Raw genomic sequence first — 926 nt, 5'->3', positions numbered from 1 at the left:
GGCGCGCGACCTTCCCGCGGTGCTGGATCCCGCCGCCTGGCGCGCCCGCGCCGCCCACCACACGGAGCGGGCCGACGCGTTCTCCGCCGGCTTCCGCGCGCGCCGCCTCGCCGGCCGCACCCACGAGGTCGACGACTTCCTCTTCACCTACTACCCGCACAAGCCGTCGCTGCTCCGGCGCTGGCATCCGGGCGCGGGCGTCGTGCTCGCGGACGCCGCGGGCGACGAGCGCGCGGCCTGGCGCTGGTACGTCCCCGACACCCGGGCGGCCGGCGGCGTGCGGGTCGACGCGTCGGCGTACCTCGAGGCGCGCGGATCCACCGCCTCCTTCATCGAGCGGATCCTCGGCCGCACGGCCGCGCGCCCCGGCCGCTTCTCCTGCTTCGGCCTGCACGAGTGGGCGATGGTCTACAAGGTCGGCCCCGGCGAGCAGCGGCACGAGCGGCTGCCGCTGCGCCTCGGATCCGCCGCCACCGACGAGGTCGTCGAGGCGCACAAGCTGGCGTGCACGCACATCGACGCGTTCCGCTTCTTCACGCCCGAGGCCGTGCCGCGGAACGCGCTGGCGCCCACGCGGGAGACGCAGCCGGACCTCGAGCAGCCCGGCTGCCTGCACGCGGGCATGGACGTCTACAAGTGGGCGACCAAGCTCGGTCCGCTCGTCGCCGGCGAGACGCTCCTCGACGCGTTCGAGCTCGCCCGCGACATCCGCTCGCTCGACATGCGCGCGAGCCCGTACGACGTGTCCGGCCTGGGGCTGGAGGCCGTGCGGATCGAGGAGCCGGCGGGCAAGGCGCGCTACGCGTCCGAGCAGCGCGGGTTCGCGGAGCGGTCGAACGCGCTGCGGGCGCGCATCCTCGACGAGCTCGCGCACGCCCGCCGCGCGGCCGCCGCCGGGCTCTGAGGGCGCCGGCCGCATCGCGCCT

1 protein-coding gene is annotated in these 926 nt (G+C 76.5%); it reads left to right on the top strand.

Annotation, left to right across the window (positions count from 1 at the left end; all coding sequences use genetic code 11):
- Nucleotides 1-904: 3-methyladenine DNA glycosylase (locus DZG00_RS15845; protein ID WP_311135924.1), on the top strand; the 904-nt coding region annotated here is incomplete at its 5' end.
- Nucleotides 905-926 lie beyond the last annotated feature (22 nt).

It is taken from the genome of Clavibacter lycopersici (assembly GCF_003576405.1).
In the GTDB taxonomy this organism is placed as follows: domain Bacteria; phylum Actinomycetota; class Actinomycetes; order Actinomycetales; family Microbacteriaceae; genus Clavibacter; species Clavibacter lycopersici.
This window is presented reverse-complemented; position numbering and strand designations above follow the sequence as displayed.